Below are 5,685 nucleotides of genomic sequence, written 5' to 3'. Positions count from 1 at the left end.
TCGCGCTTCCAGCCGAGGTTGCGGCTCGCCATCCTGAGAACGTACCAGATGGAGGCCGCGCGCCATCCGGAGCTGGACACCGGCTCGATCGAAGAGACCTCTGAAGATCTCACCCAGGCGGTATTCGTCAAGCTCCTGGAGTCTCGGCGGCGCGCGCTGTCGCGATTTCGAGGCAATACCGAGCACTCGATTTACACCTATTTGGCAGCGATTGGTGTGAACCTGGTGAGGGATCACTTCCGGAAACTGAGGACCCTCAAGACCCCGAAAGCATCGGTTTCGCTCTCCAATCTGGTCGCGACGGAGGACAGAGGCGAGAGGCTCTCCTATGAGCAAGCGCTCGTCCGCGACGGCGAAGGTCCCGAGCGCCTGGTTGCCGCCCGGGAGTTTCGAAGGAGCATAGAAGGCGCCATCGAAGAGACGTCGAGACAATCCGGGACCAGCGCTCGAGATCGACTCGTGTTCCGCCTCTTCTTTCTCGAGGGACTCACCATCTCGGAGATCGCAGGTATCCGGACGGTCCGCCTTTCGGCAAGTGGGGTCGAAAAATGCGTTCGGCGCATCCGGGAAGTGTTGAAACATCACCTTTCGGAGGGAGGGGAAGCGGGTGAAAACTCGTCATAAAGAAATGAGGGCGAGGATCGGCGATCGCGAGGGCCCGACATGTCCCGCGGGGCCGCCGCTTCGAGGGCATCTCGCTCGATGCGAGGCTGTCTTTCGCCCCACCAAGACGGGAGAACGCACGTGATGCCTAAGGCAGGGTCCGCGGCGCATCTGAGTGCCGGAGACCTCTGTGAGCTCATCGAGGGCCGCCTTTCCGGTGGACGCCTCGCGGAAGTCGAGTTGCATCTGGACCTCTGCGCCGAATGCGTCGAGGCGCTCGCCGATGTCGTCAGGATGGAGCGACCGGCTTCGCCCGAGGAGGAATCGGTGCTGGCCCGAGTGCCGCCGCTGAGCCCCGCCGAGCGGGTCGAGAAGCTCAAGCCCCTGCTGGAGCCGTCGGTCGGAGTGTCCACTGGGATCTCCTTCGACTGGAAGTCCGTCCTCGCCGCCGCGGCGGTGGCGCTCGTGTTGATCACCGGGGGGAGGTATGTCTATCTGAGCCACTGGCTTCCCTCCGAGAGCCGGCGCATCGCCGCCGAGACCCTCGACCGTCTCGTGGAGCTCCGCCAGGCCACCGGCCGAATCCCTCTTCGGTACATTCGTGAGTTCGAGCGTGCCTCGGTGACCCGCAGCGGTTTCGACGCGTCGGACCCCGCCGAGACGGCTCTTCTCGCAAACCTTCGTCGGGCGGTCGAGCGCTCCGCCGAGCCCTCGGCGGTCCAGACGCTCGCCCTTCTCCTTCTCGATGATGGTGAGCTCGACGAATCCGAGAAGCTCCTCGACGAGCTTCTCGAGTCCGACCCCCAATCCGCCGTGGCACTCAACGCCCTGGCCGTCCTTCATTACCAGCGGGCTCAGCTTCAGCCCGAGGAGGCTTACCCGCTCCAGCAGCGCGGACTGGCCCTGCTGCGACGCGCACAAGCTTCTGCTCCAGACGATCTGCTCGTCCTCTATAACTTCGGACTCTTCTATGAGGCGCTCGACATGCCCCAGGCCGCCGCGCAGGCCTGGGCTCGCTACGTCGAGCGCGACTCTGGCTCGCAGTGGGCCGAGGAGGCCGCCTACCACTTCGCGCAGCTACAGACCCGTTAGACCGATCACGAGGTCGTTGACGTTCGTGCCCGTGGGACCGGTTCGGACGATATCTCCCAGAGCAACGAACAGAGGGTAAGCGTCGTTGTTCGAAATCGCTCGGGCGGGGTCGAGGCCGAGCTCTCTCGCCCGGTTCCAGCTGGCTCCGTCCACGAAGGCCCCGGCGGCATCGGTAGGGCCGTCCGTCCCGTCGGTACCCGCCGAGAGCAGCCACGCGCGGTCGACACCCGATAAATGGCGGGAGGCAACGAGTGCGAACTCCTGATTGCGTCCTCCGCGCCCCGTGCCCAAGACCTTGAGGGTGAGCTCGCCTCCGGCGAGAAGCGCCGAGCGGCGACCGGTTCGGGCCAAAGCGGCGAGACGCTCGGCAAACTCTCGCGCGCAAGGATGTACGTCCCCTTGCACGTCGCGGGCGAACACCTCGACCTCGAATCCAAGCCGCTTCGCCTTCTCGCCGGCCGCAAGCAGCGAGCTCCGGTTCGAAGCAAGTACGATATGCCTCTGGAGCTCGAGCACCGGCGTGCCGGGCTTCGGCGTCTCGGGAATCCGTCCGAGGGCGCCCTCGCGAAGCCGGCGCCCCACGGGAACGGGGATACGCCCTTCGAGCTCGTAGCGCTTCAGAATCGCGAGGCAGTCCGAGAACGTGGTCGGGTCTCCGACGAGCGGTCCCGAGCCAATCGAGGAGAGGTCGTCTCCAATGACGTCCGATACGACGAAGGCGAGTACGCGAGCCGGAGCCATCTGCTCGAGAAGCCGTCCGCCCTTGACCGACGACAGATGCTTGCGAACCGCGTTGATTTCCTGAATCGTGGCACCGCTTCGCAGGAGCTGATCGGTCGTCGCCACCTTGTCCTCCAGAGTCAGCCCGGGAGCGGGAGCCACGAGGAGCGCCGAGGCACCTCCGGTCAAAGCGAAGAAGATGCGGTCCGAAGCCTTGGTGTCGACGAGATCGTTCACCAATCGCTCGGTGGCCTTCACCCCCGCCTCATCGGGTAGAGGATGGCCGGCTTCTTCAACGAGGACTCGCGTCAACGGCTCGCCGTGGCCGTACTTGACGATGATCCTTCCGGAACAACCGTGGGACAGGAGCTCGTCCTCGAGCGCCCCCGCGAGCGCGCCCGTGGCCTTTCCCGCACCGAGGATGAGAATCCGGCCGCCTGCCCCGGGAAAAGGAAACACCGGCTCCGTGCCGTATCGCCACCCGATGCCGGGCTCTTCCGTGAATCTTGCCCCCAGGAGCTTTCTCGGGTCGGCGGCGGCGAGCCCCGCCTGGAAGATCGACAGCGCTTGCTCACGAGCGTCTTCCTTTATCGAACGTTTCACTTATTTCACAGCCCGATGCGTGAGCCGGCGGAAACGAGCCACCGGCCCCGGCCTTCGAGCGGCGTCAGGGCGTAGGCGAAATCGACGCGAACTCCCGGGCGTGCAGCCGAGGCCCTCGAGAAGCCGAGCAGGAGGCTGACTCCGATGTCCGAGCTCAAGTCGTGAATGGCAATCGGCCGGTCCTCGGGCCAGGCGTAGCCGGACTCCGCAAAAGCGGCAACACCGAGGGAGACCAGCCGAGCGATGTCGTCCGCCAGGAACCACCGGGCCTCGGCCGCGAGATGGAGCGACCGGTTCCCGTTGAACTGCCGGACGGGGTACCCTTTGAGCCCACTTTCGGCTCCGAGCCGAAGCTGAACCTCCGGGTCGAGTCGGGTTCCGTAAAGAAAGTCGCCCTTCATCAGCATCACGACTCTCGGGGACCACTTCCGCACGAGGTCGAACCGAGCCCGAGCGATGCTGTTCTCGATGGCCCCGTTTCGGTGTCGTCCTCTCCAGGACAAGAGGCCGGTCAGGAAACCCTCCTGGCCCAGAGAAACGCCGGCCTTCTCCGATAAGTAGAAGAAATAGGGCGTTCCCGGCTCCCCCCCGAGGAGCTCGGTCGACACGCCGAAAAAAGCGCCCGCCTCGTTTCCCAGATTGAAGTCCTCGGCTTTCTCGAATCGGTTCACATGCGTCATCTTGAGGAAGGCATGCCGTACCGTCGTGACTCCGAGCTGGAGAACACCAAATTGCCGTCGGTCCGCATCGACGTCATCCGTCGAGCGCTGATAGCCGAAGTGGAAACGCACGGCGCGGTCGGGGCTTCGATAAATGGACCGGGCGGCGGCGAGCTCGCCGAAGCCCCGTTGATGCCTCAGCTCCTGGACTCGCTCGCCCTCGTCGTAGAGAGGATCCAGCCGGTCGAAATCCTCGACACCGAAGCGAAAGGACCATAGCGTGTCGAGTGCGAAGAAGGGCCTTTCGGCAAAGACCGACAGTTCGTGACCATCGGAGGCGTCGGAGACGAGCGTCGAGAGCCGAAAACGAGATCCGCCGAGCCGCGGATCGCCATAGAACACGAGCGTCTGTTCACGATCGAGATCGGCCGCGCGAAGCACCTGCAGGTGTTTTCCATATCCGAGAAAGTTCTTCTCCGACGCCCCGAGCGCCCAGATCCACTCGTTTCCGACCTTGGCGAGACGTACCTCGGGCACCGTGGTCCAGCTGTCGGATGCCACCACGCGAATCCTGACGCGCCCCGCAAACGCGGTTTCCAGTATGTCCACCTCGACGTCCCTCAGGAACGGGAGACTCCTCAGGTTTCGCTCGGTTTGAGCCACGGCCTCCTCGTCGAGAGGGTCTCCGGAGCGGAAGAGGAGCTCGCGTTCGATGACCCGCTTTCGCGTCCGTAGATGGAGCCGGTTCGCGAGCGCATAGGGCCAGAACTCGGCCTCACCCTGTTCGTCCTCGAAGACATCGCGGACCACGATCTCGACGCTCTGGATGATGGGCGCGGGCTCAGGGCTGATAAGCCCTGCCGGCCAGACCAACGCGAGTGGCAGCATCCTCGGAGAATCTATGGTCTCGCGCCACCATCGGCAAGTACGCGGGGTCCGGGTTTGCTATACTTTTTCAGAAACTAACAAGGGGCGAAATTCTATGGCAGACAAGGAGTGGTACGTCGTGGTCGGCGGACAGAGCGTCGGGCCCATGGCCCGTGACGAGCTGGCCGCGAAGTTCCAGTCCGGTGAGTACCACACCGCGACGCTCGTCTTCAAGCAAGGGATGACGGGATGGACGGCGGCGGGCCAGGTTCCGGAGCTTTCTGGTTTGCTCTCCGGGGGAGCGCCGGTTCCGGCCGTGGCTTCGGTGGGAAGACGAGCTCACGAGGTCGACTACGAGATCATCGGCGACGAGATGCAGTTCGTCGAGGTGGAGCTCGATCCGGGCGAGGGGGCGGTAGCCGAAGCCGGCTCCATGATGTACATGACGGCGGGCATCCAGATGAACACCATCTTCGGGGACGGAAGCTCGAGCTCCGGAGGTGGGCTCATGGACAAGCTCCTCGGCGCGGGAAAACGCGTCCTGACGGGGGAGAGTCTGTTCATGACCGAGTTCGTAAACCAGGGCGCGGGAAAACAGCGCGTGGCCTTCGCCGCCCCCTATCCGGGGAAGATCATGCCCGCCGAGCTCGGTAAGATGGGAGGGAGGCTGATCTGTCAGAAGGATGCCTTCCTCTGCGCGGCCAAGGGGGTTGCCATCGGAATCGCCTTCCAGAGGAAGATCGGCGTCGGGTTGTTCGGCGGCGAAGGGTTCATCATGCAGAGCCTCGAAGGGGATGGACTCGCCTTCCTTCACGCCGGAGGCACGACCGTCGAAAGAGAGCTGAAAGCGGGGGAGAACTTCCGCGTCGATACCGGCTGTCTCGTCGCGCTGCAGCCGAGCGTCACCTACGATATCCAGTTCGTGGGCGGGATCAAGTCGGCGATCTTCGGCGGGGAGGGTTTCTTCTTCGCCAGTCTGACCGGTCCGGGGAAGGTATGGTTGCAGTCGCTGCCTTTCAGCCGATTGGCAGGGCGGATTCACGAGGCCGCGCCCCAGACCGGCCGCGGCGGCAAGGGCGAGGGGTCGATCCTCGGCGCTCTCGGCGGCATCGGGGGGATGCTGGAACGCTGACCTTCTGGC

The 5,685-nt window shown here is 64.4% G+C and carries 5 protein-coding genes; 3 read left to right on the top strand and 2 right to left on the bottom strand.

The features are described from left to right. Together VEK15_25195 and VEK15_25190 are read left to right on the top strand one after the other, a co-directional pair. Positions 1–624 (top strand): sigma-70 family RNA polymerase sigma factor (locus VEK15_25195; protein HXV64020.1); only part of this gene is annotated, 624 nt, incomplete at its 5' end. Between the two features lie 123 nt (positions 625–747). Continuing rightward, entirely contained in the window at positions 748–1,695 is a 948-nt protein-coding gene (locus VEK15_25190) for a hypothetical protein (protein HXV64019.1), read from the top strand. Here the strand turns inward: VEK15_25190 and VEK15_25185 are convergent. Together VEK15_25185 and VEK15_25180 are read right to left on the bottom strand one after the other, a co-directional pair. Continuing rightward, positions 1,681–3,018 (bottom strand): glycerate kinase, encoded by a 1,338-nt coding sequence (locus tag VEK15_25185; GenBank protein ID HXV64018.1) that lies wholly within the window; start codon positions 3,016–3,018, stop codon positions 1,681–1,683. The genes VEK15_25190 and VEK15_25185 overlap by 15 nt on opposite strands. Before the next feature lie 5 nt (positions 3,019–3,023). Beyond that, positions 3,024–4,565: a hypothetical protein gene (locus VEK15_25180; GenBank protein HXV64017.1), complete on the bottom strand. Its 1,542-nt coding sequence runs from the start codon at positions 4,563–4,565 to the stop codon at positions 3,024–3,026. Positions 4,566–4,659: 94 nt separating this feature from the next. Between VEK15_25180 and VEK15_25175 the strand changes: the two genes are divergently transcribed. Next, positions 4,660–5,676 carry a TIGR00266 family protein gene (locus VEK15_25175; GenBank protein ID HXV64016.1) on the top strand — a complete coding sequence of 339 codons (1,017 nt, stop codon included), beginning with the start codon at positions 4,660–4,662 and terminating at the stop codon, positions 5,674–5,676. Positions 5,677–5,685 lie beyond the last annotated feature (9 nt).

Source organism: Vicinamibacteria bacterium, assembly GCA_035620555.1.
GTDB lineage: Bacteria > Acidobacteriota > Vicinamibacteria > Marinacidobacterales > SMYC01 > DASPGQ01.
Note: the sequence above shows the minus strand (reverse complement) of the source record. Positions and strands in the feature narration are given on the sequence as shown.